The sequence below is a fragment of the Asticcacaulis excentricus genome (assembly GCF_003966695.1).
Classification (GTDB): domain Bacteria; phylum Pseudomonadota; class Alphaproteobacteria; order Caulobacterales; family Caulobacteraceae; genus Asticcacaulis; species Asticcacaulis excentricus_A.
This window is the reverse complement of the sequence record NZ_AP018827.1, coordinates 577930-595477: the sequence shown is the minus strand read 5'-3', so window position 1 is coordinate 595477 and position 17548 is coordinate 577930. Positions and strand designations below refer to the sequence as shown.

At 60.3% G+C, this 17548-nt stretch carries 17 protein-coding genes; 10 read left to right on the top strand and 7 right to left on the bottom strand.

Annotation, left to right across the window (positions count from 1 at the left end; genetic code table 11):
- Positions 1-60 precede the first annotated feature (60 nt).
- Together EM6_RS02870 and EM6_RS02865 are read left to right on the top strand one after the other, a co-directional pair.
- Positions 61-672, top strand: a complete 612-nt coding sequence (locus tag EM6_RS02870) for a TIGR00730 family Rossman fold protein (protein ID WP_126420185.1) — start codon at positions 61-63, stop codon at positions 670-672.
- A gap of 53 nt (positions 673-725) precedes the next feature.
- Positions 726-926, top strand: coding sequence for a hypothetical protein (locus EM6_RS02865; protein ID WP_126420182.1), 201 nt, complete (start codon positions 726-728; stop codon positions 924-926).
- 35 nt (positions 927-961) lie between these two features.
- Here the strand turns inward: EM6_RS02865 and dksA are convergent, their stop codons facing one another.
- The gene (gene dksA / locus EM6_RS02860; protein WP_126420180.1) at positions 962-1393 is read right to left on the bottom strand and encodes an RNA polymerase-binding protein DksA; all 432 of its coding nucleotides are present in this window, start codon (positions 1391-1393) and stop codon (positions 962-964) included.
- Between the two features lie 247 nt (positions 1394-1640).
- Positions 1641-2063, bottom strand: a complete 423-nt coding sequence (locus tag EM6_RS02855) for a flagellar assembly protein FliX (RefSeq protein ID WP_232037077.1) — start codon at positions 2061-2063, stop codon at positions 1641-1643.
- Positions 2064-2313: 250 nt separating this feature from the next.
- Between EM6_RS02855 and EM6_RS02850 the strand changes: the two genes are divergently transcribed.
- The 4 genes from EM6_RS02850 (at position 2314) to EM6_RS02835 (ending at position 5469) form a co-directional block, all read left to right on the top strand.
- Positions 2314-3426, top strand: coding sequence for a flagellar basal body P-ring protein FlgI (locus tag EM6_RS02850; protein ID WP_126420176.1), 1113 nt, complete (start codon positions 2314-2316; stop codon positions 3424-3426).
- 5 nt (positions 3427-3431) lie between these two features.
- Entirely contained in the window at positions 3432-3737 is a 306-nt protein-coding gene (locus EM6_RS02845; protein WP_126420174.1) for a rod-binding protein, read from the top strand.
- Positions 3734-4174, top strand: coding sequence for a flagellar basal-body protein FlbY (locus tag EM6_RS02840; RefSeq protein WP_126420172.1), 441 nt, complete (start codon positions 3734-3736; stop codon positions 4172-4174). Before EM6_RS02845 ends, EM6_RS02840 begins: the two co-directional genes overlap by 4 nt.
- Before the next feature lie 92 nt (positions 4175-4266).
- The gene (locus EM6_RS02835) at positions 4267-5469 is read left to right on the top strand and encodes a pilus assembly protein TadG-related protein (protein ID WP_126420170.1); all 1203 of its coding nucleotides are present in this window, start codon (positions 4267-4269) and stop codon (positions 5467-5469) included.
- A gap of 2 nt (positions 5470-5471) precedes the next feature.
- On the opposite strand, the gene EM6_RS02830 is transcribed toward EM6_RS02835, so the two are convergent.
- Positions 5472-6053: a hypothetical protein gene (locus tag EM6_RS02830; RefSeq protein WP_126420168.1), complete on the bottom strand. Its 582-nt coding sequence runs from the start codon at positions 6051-6053 to the stop codon at positions 5472-5474.
- A gap of 255 nt (positions 6054-6308) precedes the next feature.
- Here EM6_RS02830 and uvrA point away from each other — a divergent pair, with 255 nt between their 5' ends.
- Together uvrA and EM6_RS02820 are read left to right on the top strand one after the other, a co-directional pair.
- The gene (gene uvrA, locus EM6_RS02825; protein ID WP_126422841.1) at positions 6309-9191 is read left to right on the top strand and encodes an excinuclease ABC subunit UvrA; all 2883 of its coding nucleotides are present in this window, start codon (positions 6309-6311) and stop codon (positions 9189-9191) included.
- Positions 9192-9283: 92 nt separating this feature from the next.
- Entirely contained in the window at positions 9284-10138 is an 855-nt protein-coding gene (locus EM6_RS02820; protein ID WP_126420167.1) for a carbonic anhydrase, read from the top strand.
- Here EM6_RS02820 and EM6_RS02815 read toward each other — a convergent pair whose 3' ends face one another.
- Positions 10139-11026 (bottom strand): hypothetical protein, encoded by an 888-nt coding sequence (locus tag EM6_RS02815; RefSeq protein WP_126420165.1) that lies wholly within the window; start codon positions 11024-11026, stop codon positions 10139-10141.
- Between the two features lie 26 nt (positions 11027-11052).
- Complete coding sequence (locus tag EM6_RS02810) at positions 11053-11856, bottom strand: hypothetical protein (RefSeq protein ID WP_126420163.1); 804 nt, start codon at positions 11854-11856, stop codon at positions 11053-11055.
- Between the two features lie 147 nt (positions 11857-12003).
- On the opposite strand from EM6_RS02810, the gene trmFO reads away from it, so the two are divergent.
- Both trmFO and EM6_RS02800 read left to right on the top strand, forming a co-directional pair.
- Entirely contained in the window at positions 12004-13416 is a 1413-nt protein-coding gene (trmFO, locus tag EM6_RS02805) for a methylenetetrahydrofolate--tRNA-(uracil(54)-C(5))-methyltransferase (FADH(2)-oxidizing) TrmFO (RefSeq protein ID WP_126420161.1), read from the top strand.
- A gap of 23 nt (positions 13417-13439) precedes the next feature.
- The gene (locus EM6_RS02800) at positions 13440-14126 is read left to right on the top strand and encodes a DUF1353 domain-containing protein (RefSeq protein WP_126420159.1); all 687 of its coding nucleotides are present in this window, start codon (positions 13440-13442) and stop codon (positions 14124-14126) included.
- Between the two features lie 9 nt (positions 14127-14135).
- Here EM6_RS02800 and EM6_RS02795 read toward each other — a convergent pair whose 3' ends face one another.
- The gene (locus EM6_RS02795; protein WP_126420157.1) at positions 14136-14834 is read right to left on the bottom strand and encodes a squalene/phytoene synthase family protein; all 699 of its coding nucleotides are present in this window, start codon (positions 14832-14834) and stop codon (positions 14136-14138) included.
- A 92-nt stretch (positions 14835-14926) separates the two neighbouring features.
- Complete coding sequence (gene secD, locus EM6_RS02790; RefSeq protein WP_126420155.1) at positions 14927-17518, bottom strand: protein translocase subunit SecD; 2592 nt, start codon at positions 17516-17518, stop codon at positions 14927-14929.
- Between the last annotated feature and the right edge of the window lie 30 nt (positions 17519-17548).

Here is a 17548-nt window from a genome sequence, read left to right as displayed (position 1 = left end):
ATATCGTTTGTCGCCGGTGGCAATCAAGCCCGCCCGCAACCATAGTTCCAAGGATTAGCTATGCCCGACTCCGTCTCCCCCGCCTCGCCGCGCCCTATCCTGTCGGTGTGCATCTATTGCGGTTCGTCGGACGCCGTCGATCAGCGCTACAAGGACGAGGCAAGGGCACTGGGTCAAATTCTGGCCCGTAGTCAGTTGCGCCTCGTCTATGGCGGCGGCGGCGTGGGCCTGATGGGCGAAGCGGCGCGCGGGGCGTCTGCGGCCGGCGGCAAGGTGCTGGGCATCATGCCGCAATTCCTGCGCACCAAGGAACGCCTGCTTGATGAGGTCGAAACCATCGTCGTGCAGTCGATGCACGAGCGCAAGATGATGATGTTCGAAGAGGCCGATGCCTTTGTCGTCCTGCCGGGCGGGGTCGGCACGCTGGAGGAAGTCATCGAGCTTCTGTCGTGGCGGCGGCTCGATCTGCACAAGAAACCGATCATCTTCCTCAATTCGGGTGGCTTCTGGCAGCCCTTCTTCGATCTGGTCGATTTTACCGTCGGTAAGGGGTTCACGCCGGACGCCTTCCGCGGCACCTATAAGAGCGTGGATACGGTCGAAGAGGTGTTAGGAGCCATAGCCGAACTGGCCTCGCACGATGAGGAAATCGACACGCGCCGCGTGCTGTAACCGGATCGCTTCTTTAGACGGGCGGGGGCACTCTCAGGGCAAAGGAGACGCCCATGACTGATCTGCCCCCGCGCCATGAACCGCCCCAAAAAAATGGCTTGACCGATTACGGCCCCAAGACCACTGCCGCCAGTGACCATCCTTACGGTTTTGACGAGATACCCCCTCCCCACGCAACGGAGGGAACGCCGCCAGATGCGCATACCGACATCGACAGCGAGGCGGATCTGGGGGATCCAACGCAGACAGGATAACAAAAAAGGCGCTGTTCAAGCGCCTTTTCCTTTACTCAATCATCGCGATGAACACGCTCGGAACGTTCGTGGCGTTCCTGCGCTTCGATAGACAGGGTCGCGGTCGGGCGCGCCTCAAGCCGCCCCAGACCAATCGGCTCACCCGTCTCTTCGCAGAAGCCGTAAGAGCCGTCATCGATACGAGCGATGGCTTCGTCGATCTTGGAGATCAGCTTGCGCTGACGGTCGCGGGTCCGCAGTTCCAGCGCGCGGTCGGCTTCCGAAGAGGCCCTGTCCACCAGATCGGGGTGGTTTTCCGTTTCCTTCTGCATGACCGAAACGGTTTCTTTCGACCCGGCCAGGATTTCCGTCTTCCACGAGATCAGTTTTTTGCGGAAATAGGCGAGCTGACGCTCATTCATGTAGTCTTCGTCGTCCTTGGGACGATAGGCATCGGTATCGGATTTGGAAAGCTCGACAGCGCTCATCTTTGCACCACACCCCATGACATTGTTTGTCGGCACCCTTGGTTTTAGCCCCGAATTGAGACGTTACCTGCCGCTACGTCCCTCCCTGCAAGAACAGGGCCCCATATGGACGTGACAGCGCGGGTCCGATGGCGCGGCTTATACCCGTGGAATCACCCGTGAACAATCACGTTTTCTTTACTCTAACGGGGTTTCGATGGTGCAGCGCACACGCCACCATCGCACAGGCTTCGCGTCAGAGGGGAATTTACATCAGCCGGCGCTTGGCCAGTTCGACATAGGCACGGGTTTCGATTTCGTTGAGCACGCTTTGCAGCCCCTGATCCTCGACCTCTTCGCGCTGAAGCTCGATCATCTTTTGCAGCGATAAAAGCGCGCCGTCATCTATGGTGCCGCCCAGAAGCGCCAGTTTCAACTCTTCCAGCGCTTCCAGAATATCCTGAGAGCGTTTGATCTGACGGCGGCGGCGGCCCTGAAGCACGTCGTCTTCGGCCTGCAAGGCCAGCAGCGCATCAATGCCGCCCAGAGACAGGGCCTGCGACACCGAGGCCGCGGACGCGCTTGACTTTGTTTCGGATGACCCGTTCAGCGAAAAGCCGCCTGACGCGCGGCGCGGCGCATTGCCTCCGCCCACAGTGGTCGGTCCGGCCGGTCCGTTGATCTTGATCATGCTTGCCCCATTCAGCGGTGGTATGGTCATGTCGGGGCCGTTCTGGCGATAAAGACGCGAAACCCTCTTCTAAGGGTGTACAGGCGGTGAGTATTTGCCTGCCCGTGGTTTCCAAGCCCTTAACGGCCCGGCAGATTTTTCCCCCGCCCCAGCGCGTGAAGCTCAAGCCTCTGACTTTTAGAGATTTTTCATCTGGCACAGATTTCGCAGACACCTAAACATGGTTAATGCCCTTTGTGTGGATACGCGTATGCGCCTTCTGATTGCCGCCCTCGCTACCTTATTGTCGCTTTGCGCGCCGGTCCTCGGGGCTTGCGAAGCCGCGGCCGCGTCGCGCATCAAGGACATTGTTGATATTGAAGGCGTGCGCAAGAACCAGCTTGTTGGCTACGGCCTCGTTCTCGGTCTTAACGGCACAGGCGACACAGTGCGCAACGCCCCCATGCTGAAGCAGACCATGGAAAGCATGATGGGGCGGCTGGACGTCAATATCCGCGACGCGTCGCTGAATACCAAAAATGCCGCCGTGGTCATAGTCACAGCCGAACTGCCGCCCTTTGCGGCGCCCGGTGCGCGCATTGATGTCACCGTCTCAGCCATGGGCGACGCCAAGAGCCTGCTGGGCGGCACCCTTCTGGTAACGCCGCTTCTGGGGGCCGACGGCGAAGTTTACGCGGCGGCGCAAGGCTCTATACAAACCGGTTCCGTATCTGCGGGCGGGGCTTCGGGCTCCTCGGTCACCAGGGGCGTGCCGACCGCCGGGCGCATCGCCTCAGGCGGCATTATCGAACGTGAGACGGGCTTTGACTTCAATGCCATGCCCATTGTGCGCCTGACGCTGAAAAACCCCGATTTCACCACGGCCAAGCGTATCGCCGATACGGTCAATAAGGCCTATCCCGGCACAGCCTTTGCCGACAACCCGACCGTGGTGTCGGTGCGCAATCGGCCGGAAATGAACATGATGAGCTTCATTACGGCCATTGAACAAATGCCGGTTACCGTCGATACCCCGGCCAAGGTAGTCATTGATGAGGTCAATGGCGTCATCGTCATCGGCGAAAACGTCCGCGTCTCGCGCGTCGCCATCGCGCAGGGCAATCTGACCATCCGTGTTGATGAGCGCCCCTTCGTCAGCCAACCAGCCCCCTTCTCGCAAGGCCAGACCACAGCCGTCCCCGACAGTTCGGTCAGCGTCGAAGAGGAAAAGGGGAAACGGCTCTATGAGCTTAAAGAAACCTCCTCACTTGGCGATCTGGTCAATGGTCTGAATGCACTTGGCGTCAGCCCGCGCGACATGATCTCCATTCTGCAAACCATCAAGGCCTCCGGCGCGCTGCAAGGCGATATTGAGGTGATGTAATTCCCATGAGCCCTTTGGATAAAACTGTCGCAAACCCCGTAGACGCCAAGCCGTTTTCACTGTCTCAACAGAAGACCCGCGACCCGAAAAAGGTCGGCGATGACTTTGAAGATATGGTCATTTCCCAGATGCTGAAACCCATGTTCGAAGGTCTTTCGACCGACGGCATGTTCGGCGGCGGCGAAGGTGAGGAGGCTTTTCGCTCCGTCTATCTCGACGCTCTGGCCGGTCAGGTGGTGAAATCCGGCGGTGTCGGTATTTCCGCTCAGGTCCAGAAACAACTGCTTGCCCTACAGGAGGCGCACTCATGAGCATTTCCGCCCGCGACGCCGATGACTACGCTGCGCAGCTTCTGGTTCTCACCGAGCGCCTGACCGAACGCCTGAGCGATGAAACCGAGGCGCTTGAGGCGCACCGTCCGCTCGATATCCGCGAGTCGGTCGAAGAGACGCGCAGCCTGTCGGCCCTGTATCGTCAGGAAAGCGCCCGCCTCAAGGCCGATCCGTCACGTCTGACAGGACTGAGCGCCGCCCACAAACAAAGCCTGCGCAAGGCCACCGAAGCCTTTGTGGCCATATCGGAACGCCATGCCCGTGCCGTCGAGGCCGCCAAGACCATCTCCGAAGGGCTGATGAAGGCCATAGCCGACTCGCTGAACGAAACGCGTAAACCCAGCCTGACCTATGGCCCCGGCGCCTCTATCAAGGATCGCACGCCTCAGTCGCTGAACTACGGCTTCAAGGCATAATATTCAGAAACCGGTGTCATTTTTCCGGCGTAGCTTAAGCATGTGTTCACAAGGGTGCGCTACCAATGGTGGCAATCATCAGGAAGTGAACCATGTTTGCACCCCTTGTCACGTGCCTTCAACCTTATGTTTCGCATAAGGGCGGGAATACGACCCTTGCCTTCGCTCTGTCTCTGATGGCCGTCGCGGGAGCCGTCGGAGGCGCTGTCGATATCCACGCGGCCTATTCCGTCAGGGCGCAGTTACAGGACGCCATGGACGCCTCCGTGCTGGGGGGACTGCGTCAGGAACAGTCGCAACGCAGTGACGCGGCGACGCGCATATTCAAATCGAACCTGCCGGCATCGATGAGCGTCACCCCCAAATACGTTACGGACCAGACCACGCTGACCGGCACGGCCGTCTATGACAGCCCGACGGTCCTGCTGGGTCTGCTGGGTATTTCCAGCTTCAAAATCAGCGTCACCGCCACGGCCATCGGCAAGGCCAGCAGTCAGGGCCCCTGTATTCAGGTTCTTGACCCGTCGGGCAGTCAGGCGCTGCTGGTCAATTCCGGCGCCAAAATAACCGCCCCCAACTGCGAAATTCAGGTGCGTTCAAAGGGCAATCCGGCCGCCATCTTCAATTCAGGCTCCAGCCTGAACTTCAAGAAGGTGTGCATCGAAGGCAGCAATGTCATTCGTAACTCAACGACGGTGGATCGCCTGAGCCTGTCGTGCCCCACTGTTGCCGATCAGTGGGCGGCGCTTATCCCGACTGTGGCCAGCACGCCGTGCACGATGTCAAACGGCAACTATAACACCAGCAGCGTGAGCCTCAGCCCCGGTGTCTATTGCGGCTGGTTCAATTTCAACAATTCGTCGGCTGCGGTCAGCTTTGCTCCCGGCCTGTACGTCATCCGCAACGGCGGCTGGAACGTCAATGGCGGGACGTGGACGGGCAAGGGCGTGACCTTCTATTTCGAGGACACCTCGAAAATCCAGTTCAACTCCGGCATTTCCGCCGACCTGACCGCGCCCGACACGGGCACATACAAAAACCTGCTGTTCTTTGAAAAGCCGGGTCTGGCCAAGACGGATTTTATCTTCAACAACGCCGTGGCCAACCATATGGACGGCGTAATCTGGCTACCCAGCCGCAACGTCACTTTCAATGCGCAATCAAAAATGAGCAGCGACAAGCTGTCGATGGTGATGAACCGGCTGATCCTGAACAATACCACCTGGAACCTTGAACCCATTACCGCCTCTTCCGGTACCAGTGGGGCTCTGACCAACATACGCCTGTTGAAATAGGTTCACTCCTGCGGGGTGTGTCTTTGTGGGTCAGAGCGACTGCGATTGACCCTTTGCCAATATTCGGTGTTGCCCGGTTCGCTCTTGTAGCGACGCCGGAAAGCATTGTCGTTGATCTGCTTGTCCCAATAGGGCTGATCTCCGGGTTTTACGGGCAAGGGGCGGCTTATCCCCTCGCCGCGCGCCGGACAGTCCGGCGGCAGGACGCTGCCCTCCATCAAGGCCCGGCGACAGGCCTGAGCGTGTCGCAAGGTCGCCCCCAGGGTCTCACGCGACACCGCATCAGCCGGTTCGGGCGGCGGCTCTCCCCTAACGGCAGTCAGGGGCGCGACCTCTGAGGGGGCATCATTGAAAGTCTCCTGACGATGGGACGCCGATCGCGTCCGGCGCACCGACTTTTCGGGCCGGGGCCCCTTACGGATGAGCACAGGTGGCACAAAGCCTATCTCGGTAATGACGGGGGACTCGACCGTGGTGTCCTCACGCCGTGACATCATGAACAACAGAGCCAGCACCAGATGCGCCGCGACGACGATCAGCGCTGCCAGCCCCACGTGTCGCCATTGAATGATGTGATGCGCCATGCTGCCCCCGTCTCTGCCAGTTGAACGAAACATTCCGGCCTTTGCGAGGCGGGCCACGGTCACAGTTTTTACAAAAGCGTTCGCAAAACGTTCTTGCGCCCCCTCCGCAAATCAGGCAGTGAACCCGCAAACCTCTGCTGACACTTTTTCGACGCCGCCATTATACCTATATGGTGGAATTGCCTCCCCGGATGGATATGCGTAATGGCCGATAGCGGACACGACAAGGATATGCTGATGAGCAGCTCAAACCTGATGCAGGGCTTCATCAAGGTGCGCGGCGCGCGTGAGCATAATCTCAAGGGCGTCGATGTCGATATTCCGCGCGGCAAGCTGGTGGTGCTCACCGGCCTGTCGGGATCGGGCAAGTCGTCACTGGCCTTTGATACTATCTATGCTGAGGGGCAGCGTCGCTACGTCGAGTCGCTGTCGGCCTATGCACGGCAATTCCTTGAGCTGATGTCGAAGCCCGATGTGGACCTGATCGAAGGCCTGTCGCCAGCTATTTCCATCGAGCAGAAAACGACCTCCAAAAATCCTCGTTCAACCGTCGGTACGGTAACGGAAATCCACGACTATATGCGCCTTCTGTGGGCGCGCACCGGCGTACCCTATTCGCCCGCCACGGGCCTGCCCATCGAAAGCCAGACCATTTCGCAGATGGTCGATAAGATCATGGCCCTGCCCGAAGGGACGCGCCTGTTGCTGCTGGCCCCCTTCGTGCGGGGGCGCAAGGGTGAATACAAGAAAGAAATCGCCGACCTTCAGCGTCAGGGCTTTCAGCGCCTGAAAATCGACGGTCAGTATTACGCCATCGAAGACGCCCCCAAGCTCGACAAGAAATACAAGCACGATATCGACGTCGTAGTGGATCGCGTGGTCGTGAAGGGCGGGCTGATGCAACGTCTGGCCGACAGTCTGGAAACGGCGCTTCGGCTGGCCGACGGTCTGGCCATCGCCGAATATGCCGATGTGGCGGAAGGGGAAACCGAGCCGAAGCGCCTGATCTTTTCAGAAAAATTCGCCTGCCCGGTGTCCGGCTTTACCATTGCCGAGATCGAGCCGCGCCTGTTCTCGTTCAACAACCCCTTCGGCGCCTGTCCGACCTGTGACGGGCTGGGGGTTAAGCTGACCTTTGACCGCTCGCTGATCGTGCCCGATGAGTCGTTAAGCCTCAAGGACGGGGCCATTTCGCCGTGGGCCAAGGGCCCCTCGCCGCTCTACGCGCAGACGCTTGAAGCCCTGTCCGCGCATTACGGCTTCAAGATGGACACCAAATGGCGCGCCCTGACGCCGGAAGCGCAGGACGTGATCCTGCTGGGGTCCGGTTCGGAAAAGATCAAGTTCGTCTATCAGGACGGCTCGCGGCGCTATGACGTGACCAAGCCGTTCGAAGGCGTCATCCCCAATATGGAGCGTCGCTACCGCGAAACCGACTCGTCGTGGGTGCGCGAGGACCTGAGCCGTTATCAGGCCGAAACCCCGTGTGAAGCCTGCGCCGGCAAGCGCCTCAAGCCCGAAGCCCTGGCCGTCAAGGTCAATGCGAAGGACATCGCCGAAATCTCCGGTCTGTCGATCAAGAAGGCGCACGACTGGTTTGCAGATCTGCAAAACCATCTGACGGAAAAGCAGATGGATATTGCGCGGCGCATCCTGAAAGAAATTCTCGACCGCCTGAACTTCCTCAATGCGGTCGGGCTCGACTATCTCAACCTGTCGCGCAATTCCGGCACCCTGTCGGGCGGCGAAAGCCAGCGTATCCGTCTGGCGTCGCAGATTGGTTCGGGCCTGACCGGTGTGCTCTACGTGTTGGATGAACCGTCTATCGGCCTGCATCAACGCGACAATGACCGCCTGCTCGACAGCCTGAAAGGCCTGCGTGATTTGGGTAATTCGGTTCTGGTGGTCGAACACGACGAAGACGCCATCCTTACCGCCGACTATGTGATCGACATGGGGCCGGCAGCGGGTGTGCACGGCGGTCAGGTGGTGGCCGAAGGCACGCCCGAAGACATCAAGGCCAATGCCAACTCCCTGACCGGGCAATATTTGACCGGCAAACGCGAAATCCCCCTCTACTTTTCGAAGGATACGGACAATGAGCGCCGTCCCATCAACAAGAAGAAGATGCTCAAGGTCATCGGGGCGCGCGGCAACAATCTGAAAAACGTCACTGGCGAAATCCCGGTGGGGGTCATGACCTGCATTACTGGCGTTTCCGGTGGTGGCAAATCGACCTTTACGCTCGAAACCCTGCACAAGGCGGCAGCGCGGCGGCTGAACAATGCCTCGGCCAATCCCGCCGCTCATGACAAGATCGAGGGGCTGGAATTTTTCGACAAGGTGGTCGAGATCGACCAGTCGCCCATCGGCCGCACGCCGCGTTCCAACCCGGCCACCTATACGGGGGCCTTCGGGCCGATCCGCGACTGGTACGCCGGTCTGCCGGAATCCAAGGCGCGCGGCTATGGACCGGGGCGCTTCTCCTTCAACGTCAAGGGTGGCCGCTGCGAAGCCTGTCAGGGCGACGGCGTCATCAAGATCGAGATGCATTTCCTGCCCGACGTCTATGTGACCTGCGATGTGTGCAAGGGCAAGCGCTATAACCGCGAGACGCTGGAGATCGTCTTCAAGGGCCATTCCATCGCCGATGTGCTGGACATGACGGTCGAGGAAGGGGCTGAGGCCTTCAAGGCCGTGCCGTCCATCCGTGACAAGCTGGAGACGCTAAAGCGCGTCGGCCTGGGCTATATCAAGATCGGTCAGCAGGCGACGACCCTGTCGGGCGGCGAGGCGCAGCGCGTCAAGCTGTCGAAAGAGTTGTCGAAACGCGCCACGGGCAAGACCCTGTATATTCTCGACGAACCGACCACGGGTCTGCACTTTGAGGATACGCGCAAGTTGCTGGAGGTTCTGCACGAACTGACCGACCACGGCAACACGACCGTGGTGATCGAGCACAATCTGGACGTCATCAAGACGGCCGACTGGCTGCTCGACTTCGGCCCGGAAGGCGGCGACGGCGGCGGCGAGATCGTGGCCTTTGGCACCCCGGAAAAGGTAGCGGACAATCCGAAATCGTGGACCGGCAAATACCTGAAAGACATTCTGGCCCGGCACAGGGCGCGGAAAAAATAGGGTTCAAACGCGGATCAGTGGCGAAAGTGAACACTGCGTTAACCCTGTTACGGCATTGAATCGAACATCCTCACTCTCGATTCGAGTTCGCCATGCGCCGCCCTGTTTTGCTGTTTACGGTTGCTGCCTTTGCCCTGATGAGCGCGGGCCTGTCGTCCTGCGGCAAACCCAAGGCGGAGCACGGCGATCCTCATGCCGAAGCCGCGGGCGAGCATGGCGGCGGTGATCATGGCGGGGATGGTCACGGCGCAGCCAAGGGCGACGTCAGTCACTGGAGCTACGAAGGCGATGACGGCCCGGCGCACTGGGGCGATCTGAGCACTGAGAACAAGGCCTGCAAAACCGGCCCGCGTCAGTCGCCGATCAACCTCACCGGCGTGGCGGCCCCCAAATCGGTCAATCTGACACTCGATTACACCTCATCCCCGGCCAAGATCCAGAATCTGGGGCACGCCATTCAGGTCTCCCCGACCGACGGCGGCGGTGTGGTGATGGACGGGGTGCGTTACAAATTGGTGCAGTTCCATTTCCACACTCCGTCCGAACACACCATCGACGGTCACCGCGCGGCCATCGAAACCCACTTTGTGCATAAGAATGACAAGGGCGACCTGCTGGTTATAGGCGTCCTGTCGGATGTCGGCGTGGCCGACCCGATGCTGGCTCCCATCTGGACGTGGCTCCCGACCGATCCGGGCCCGGCGGCCCTGATCCCCGACCTGCTGGTCAATGCGCGCGACCTGATGCCGGCAACCGAAGAGTTTTACGCCTATTCCGGTTCGCTCACCACGCCGCCGTGCACGGAAAAGGTCACCTGGCTGGTCTATGCCTCGCCGCTTTCGATTTCACCGGAACAGGTAGATGCCTATCAGCGCCTGACCGGCCCCAATGCGCGCCCGATTCAGCCGCCACAGGGCCGCGACATCCTGCACCTTGTCGGAAGCTGATCAGGCGTTCGGCGTGTTTTTCAGGGTTTGATAGGCCGCGGCAACGGCACCCACACCCAACGCGGTCGTCAAAGGCGACACAATGGTGTTCACCGCGACATAGGCGGCGTTCACCGGTGACAAGAGGGCGCTGAGGCTAGAGAAGTCCGGGGCTGGCACGTCTGCGATCGTAACAATCTCGACACCCGTTATCCAGGCGGCAATGGCCATATAGATCACGTAAAACAGGATACCCACAAACAACACTAAGCCGAACACGACGGCAAAGCCGCCGAGGAGCGTCCAGAAACGCCCACGGGTGAGCACTAATGACCCCAATAAATTCAGTCGCTTCTCATCAAAACTTTGCACGCCCACCATGGAAAGTCGAACCGCCAGCCAGACATTCAGCAAGGTGGCGGCCAAGGCAACCAATGAGCTAACTGTCGGTACAAGCGCCTTCGCCACCGCCTGAGCGATCAGAGACAACAGACCATTGAGGATCATGAGCGGGACGATGCTCAGCATCATCACCACCAGAACCATCAACACCAGCGAAAAGATAAGGACGACCTGTCGCACTTCGTCCATACCCAGCCGCAAATACCCGTAACGGGGTGAATAGCCACCAAGAACAGCCCGATAAACGGCACAGGTCATAACAGCATAAAAAACCATCCCTATGAGGGCGGCCAGAAGGACGGCACCGGTTTGCCTAATCAGTTCAATGCCTTCTGCCGCCTCTTTTTCGAGGGACATATGCTCAGTCAAAGGCACACCGGCCTGAGCCAGAATAAATATACATATGATGAGGTTCAGCAGAAGCAATGCTCCCCACCACGCAATCAGGATGGGCCGCTCACGGATGATACGGAAGCCTTCAAAGGCAAAATCAACGGAGGAGGCCATGCACGGAACCGGGGAAAGAGAACTGACTATCCCTTAGCGCGAAGTGCGCTGATTTGCCTATAGGCTGAGGCCAAAAAAGCGATGCTGAGCGGCATGAACACGCCGACGCCCAGCGCCAGATTGATCACGCCCCCCAGAGGCAGCCCGGCCACGATCGTCAGCGGCGGCATCAGGCTACTGAGGACGATAAACGGCAACAGGATATAGACGTAACCGAGGCCCAGCTTGACCGTCTGGCCCGACGACAGGCTGAGCGCATTGAGCGACACCAGCCGATGTTCAGCCACCGTGGCGGCGCGGTGCAGCCACAGCTTCACCGTCAGGATACTGAGCGTCAGAAGAACGGCGATAATCGCAAGGCCGACGACGACCCCTTGCGGTTGCGCCCCTTCGATCAGGGTGCGCAACAGGGCCTGCGGCGTGCGATAGCTGTCTTCGGGCAGGCCCGCCGCCCCCATGAACAGGGCCAGCACCACGGCGCCCGCGATAAACACAATGGACCAGAACAGCAGGACCAGAGCGCTCGCCCCCAGCAGGCGACGCTCGGCTCGGCCGAACTGCAAGCCGCCAAAGCCCAGACCTTCGGCCGCGGCAAAACGCTCCCCGAACAGCGCGACGCGGTATAAAGCGCCGGCGGCCGCCGTGTGCGCGATCACGCCGACCACGATCAGGCCGCGCCGTAGCCACACATCCAGATGCGGCAAATGCCCCAGCAGCAGTACGACAAACAGAACACCCAAAACCGGGCCCGCCTTACGCCACAACAGCGGCAGGCTCTGCCCGGCCGTCTTCAGCGCACCGATCAGATGAAAGGCCGTGCCGAAACTCATTGTCGAAATCCCCAAAAGCCCGATAACCCGCAGCGTTAACCCTAAGCAGGGCCCACTGTTAAACAAATCCTTTCCCTTTAAAAGGGCAAAGGCAACCTGCCCAATGTTTTTCATCGAGACCGTGACATCGTCATACGATCTCATTATATGACCCGCATGACAGTCCAACCCGTACACATTATCGGCGGCGGCCTTGCCGGCTCCGAAGCCGCCTGGCAACTGGCTCAGGCCGGTGTTCCCGTCATTATTCACGAGATGCGCGGCGTCAAACCGACCGACGCGCACCAGACCGACGGCCTCGCCGAACTGGTCTGTTCCAACTCGTTCCGCTCGGACGATTGGGAATATAATGCCGTGGGCCTGCTGCACGCCGAGATGCGGCGCGGCAACTCGCTGATCATGGCCTGCGCCGACACGCATCAGGTGCCCGCCGGCGGTGCGCTGGCTGTGGACCGCGAAGGTTTTTCGCAGGCCGTCACTGCCGCGCTGACGGCGCATCCACTGGTGACCCTCCTTCGCGAGGAGGTCACTTCGCTGAAGGACACCGACTGGAAAAACGTCATCTGCGCTACGGGTCCGCTGACCTCGGAGTCCCTGTCCGAGGTCATTCTGGAGCTGACCGGCGAAGGCCACCTCAGCTTTTTTGACGCCATCGCCCCTATCGTCCACGCCGAAAGCATCGACATGTCGATCGCCTGGCGGCAGTCGCGCTACGACAAGGAAGGCCCCGGTGGCGACGCGGCGGCCTATATCAACTGCCCCATGACAAAGGACCAGTACGAGGCCTTTGTCGATGCCCTGCTCACCGGCCCCAAGGCCGATTTCAAGGAATGGGAGCACGTCCCCTATTTCGACGGCTGCCTGCCCATCGAGGTGATGGCCGAACGCGGGCGCGAAACCCTGCGCTATGGCCCGATGAAGCCGGTGGGCCTGACCGATCCCAACAATCCGACGGTTAAACCTCATGCGATTGTTCAGCTTCGGCAGGATAATGCCTTGGGAACCTTGTATAATCTGGTCGGCTTTCAGACCAAGTTGAAACACGGGGCTCAGGCCGAGGTCTTCCGCATGATCCCCGGTCTTCAGAACGCGCAATTTGCGCGTCTGGGCGGGCTGCACCGCAACACCTTCATCCAGTCGCCCAAGGTGCTGGGGGCCGATCTGCGGCTTAAGCGCCTGATTGGTGAGCGGTCTTTGCGCTTTGCCGGGCAGATTACCGGCGTCGAAGGCTATGTCGAAAGCGCCGCCATGGGTCTTCTGGCCGGACGCTTCGCTGCCGCCGAAGCCCGCGGCGAAACCCTGCTCCCCCCGCCGCCGACCACGGCATTGGGTGCCTTGATCGGCCATATCACCGGCGGGCATCTGGCCGACGAAAAGGCGTCTTTCCAGCCTATGAATATCAACTATGGACTCCTGCCACCGATGGAGGCCCCGAAGTTCGACGAAGACGGCAAGAAGATCCCCGTCAAGGATCGCACCCGCGCCAAGAAACGCCAGATGAGCGTTCGGGCCTTGCGCGATATCGAGACGTGGTTAAAAACAGAGGTGGTTCCGGCCTGAGTGCCGCCTGACATGTGTGTGTGATGAAAGCCCTCGCCCCTCTTCTTGCCCTGTCCGTTCTGGGCCTAAGCGCCTGCGCCACGACCGAGACGCCCCCGATCGTGCCGGTTCCCGTTGTTGTGCCTTCTTCGCTGCAACCGCAGCCCGTTCTTCTGTTCGACGTGCAAAAGGAAGGGCGCAAGCTCTATACTCTGAACGACGAATTCCCTTATTGCGACAAACTGACGGGCAAGGTGGTGGTGGTGCCAAAATGGTTCCGCACCGACTTCGCGTCGGTGCCGTGGTTCGGGCAGTTTGCCGTTAATACGGACGGGCCGACCATCCGCGCCGCAATCGTCCACGACTGGCTCTACGCCATCGGGGAGCCAGGTAAGCGTCAGGACGCCGACGACATCTTCTATCGCGCCATGCGCAAATGGGGCGTCAGCGAGATCGAGGCCCGCATCGCCTATAATGCGGTGCGCACCGGCGGTGAAAAAGGCTATGGGCTGGCGTCGGACTGGGTGTTCGTCAACCCGGCCTTTCCGTCGGCGCGCTTTCCAGCCCCGTTTGCCAAGCCGAAGACCGGCGTGATCATGACCCTGCCGCAGTGCAAGGGATTTGAAGAGATGGTGGCCAAGGGCTGGAAAGCCTATCCGTTATATCCGGCCCCCGTGACGCCGACTGTGTCGCAACCGCCGAAAAAGAAGCCGCTATTCGGGATTGGGTAAGGCTTCGATTTAAATCCGGCCCGTCACAAACGCCCAGAGCAGTTTCAAACGCACGGTTAGGGCACTACGTACACGACCCTGCCACAGATGGGCAGCCACGGCCGTCGGCAACACCAAGGGCAACAGGGCGGACGGCACGCGCTTCATCCCCTGACGCGCGTCACGGTACAGATGACGCCCCTCTTCCGCGCCCGCTTCCTCGGCGTTCAAACGGCCCGCCACCTTCAGTGTCGCCAGAGTCTGAAACCTCGCCGGGATGAGCAGAGACGCCGTATCGGCTGTCGGGGCCAGCACCTTGGCCGCCTGCGCCAATACGACGGCCTGCCCCTTGTCGGCCACGCTCAAAGCTTCGCGCAAGGACAGGCGGCCATCCAGTTGTAACCGGTGCGGCTCAATGGCGTCGACCAGCGCCTGCATATCAAGGGCATGGCGTTCGGCCACGCCCGCCAGCGCCGCGCTCAGCGGATGATAACGCACCTTGCGCCCGTCACGGATTTCCTCCAGCGCCTCAACCCACCACGTATAGCGGATATCGCCCAGCAGTGGTTCGGAGACGCGGGCCGGGACATCGCGCAGAACCTGAGCAAAGGCCAGCAGCGCCAGCACGTCGGCCCGCTTCTGCGCATCCTCGATAAACTGTGCAGACAGACGCACGACCTCATCACGCGGTACGGTTTCGTCTTCGGGCAAGATCGGGGAGTCGGACATGCCCTGCCCTTACCCTGCCGCACACCAAAAGCAACAAAAAACCGCCCTGCCAATGGGACAGGGCGGTCAATTGTAAGTCTGGCAGACCCGCTTTAAGGCTGCGGGGCCTTCTTGCCCTTGAAGCCGCCGACATCGACGACCTCGGCTTCGGCCGCATTACGGTTGACGCCCCACAGCAGGATGACAGGCGCGGCTACATAGATCGACGAATAGGTGCCGATGATTATACCGAATATCAGCGCCACCGAGAAGGAGAACAGCGCCTCACCGCCCAGAACCGCCAGACCGGTCAGCGCCATGACCGCCGTCACCCCGGTGATGATGGTGCGCGACAAGGTTTCGTTGATCGACAGGTCGATCACGTCCTTGAGCGGCAGCTTCTTGTACTTACGCAGGTTTTCGCGGATACGGTCGAACACGACAACGGTGTCGTTCATCGAATAGCCGATGATGGTCAGGATGGCCGCGACCGCCGTCAGGGTGAATTCCAGGCGGAAGACAGCGAACAGGCCAAAGGTCAGGATGACGTCGTGCATCAGGCCAACAACCGCCCCCAAGCCGAACTGCCATTCAAAGCGGAACCAGATATAGACCATCATCAGGCCGATGGCGAAGACCAGCGCCAGAATACCGCCGGTGAACAACTCACCCGACACTTTCGGGCCGACCACGGTGGCTGGTTTGAAGCTGGCGTCCGGGAACTGCGCCTTGATCGAGGTCTGCACGCGATCCAGTGCGGCCTGCGCGTTGCTCGTCGGAGATTCAAAGCGGATCATGGCGTCCTGACCCGACTGACCGGCGCCCTGCACCTGCACGTCATGCAGGTCCAGCGTATCGAGTGTGCTACGCAGCTTGGCCAGATCAATGGTGGATTTCTGCGACATTTCAAGGATGGTGCCGCCCTTGAAATCGACGCCACAGTTCAGACCGCCGCACGGCGGCGTGGCTGGCCAGATGGTGAAGAACAGCGAACCCACGACCAGAACGATAGAGATAATCCCGGCCAGCTTGGAGAAACGCACAAAGCCAAAGTTCGTCTTTTGCGGCAGGATCTTGATCAGCGGCCATACGCCCTTACCGTCCGCGGCCTGAATCGGCAGGGTCTTTGGGCGACGGGCATGATACCACCAGGCCAGCAGCAGTTGCGTCACCATAACGGCCGAGAAGACCGAGGTGATAACGCCCAGCGATAGAGTCCAGGCGAAGCCGCGCACCGGACCGGCCCCGAAGAAGAACATGATCGCCGCCGCGCCGAGCGAGGTCAGGTTGGCGTCGATAATGGTTTCCATGGCCTTGGAGAAACCGGCATCCAGCGCACCGATCACGTTGCGGCCCGCGCGAATTTCGTCGCGCATCCGCTCATAGATCAGCACGTTGGCGTCAACGGCCACGGCCAGAGTCAGGATCAGACCAGCAATACCCGGCAGGGTCAGGGTCGCCTGCGTCACCGACATACCGGCGATAATCAGGATCAGGTTGACGATCAGGGCAGCGATCGAGATGCCGCCGAACAGCCAGCCATAGGCCAGCAACATGAAGATCAGCACCGAGATAAAAGCGATAATGGTCGAAAGCTGGCCCTTGGCCACCGAGTCGGCCCCCAGTTCGGCCGAAACCACGCGCTGTTCTTCGATATTCAAAGGCGCGGTCAGCGCCCCGCCATTGAGCACATTGACCAGTTCCGAGGCTTCTTGGACGGTGAAGTTACCTGTGATCTGACCCGAACCGCCGGTAATGGCGCTGATGATGCGCGGCGCGGACACGACCTTGCCGTCTAGAATGATGGCGAACGGACGACCGATGTTTTGCGACGTGGCTTCACCGAACTTGCGCGCCCCTTCGCCGTCAAAACGGAAGCCGATGGCCGGGCGGTTGCTCTGATCGGTATCGACAAAGGCCTTGGTCAGGTTTTCACCCGAAACGATCACGCGCTTCTTGACGACCATGGACGGCGGCAAGGTCGGATCGGAGGTGGGCAGCAGTTCGGAGCCCGGCGGCACACGACCGGCGGCCACATCCGCCGGCGATGCCGACTCGTCCACCATCTGGAAGGTCAGCTTAGCGGTCGTGCCGATCACGCGCTTGAGTTGCTCCGGGTCGCTTTCACCGGGGGCCTGTACAACGATGCGGTTGGTGCCCTGACGGATAATGGTCGGTTCGCGCGTCCCCAGATTATCGACACGGCGACGCACGGTTTCGATCGATGCGTCCACGGCGCCGGACGAAGCGGCGGCCTTGCCTTCCTTGGTGTAGGTCAGGTGAATGACCTGATCAGCTTCCTTGGTAATGGCCACATCGCGCGCCGACGGATTATTGACCAGCGGATTGGACAGCGGCATCAGGGCGGTCAGGGCCGCATCGACACGCCCGGCTTCGTTGATACGCACGCTGACCACATCCCCTTGCGCCGTCAGGCTGCCGAAGGCGATCCCGGCACCGCGCAGGCGATCGCGCGTCTCTTCGGTCAGGTTCTTGATCTTGTCCCGCGCCAAGGCCTCCGTATCGACCTCAAGCAGAAGGTGCGAGCCCCCTTGCAGGTCGAGACCGAGGTTCAGGCCGTTTTTCGGCAGGAAACCGTACTGGTCAAGGACCGTTTTTGGCAGAAGGTTGGGCAGCGAAAACCATATCCCCAGCAGGGTGACGAGCGTCACCAGGGTGATTTTCCAGCGGGACAATTGCATCATGATCGTTACGACCCTTTAGCTCCCGCTGTA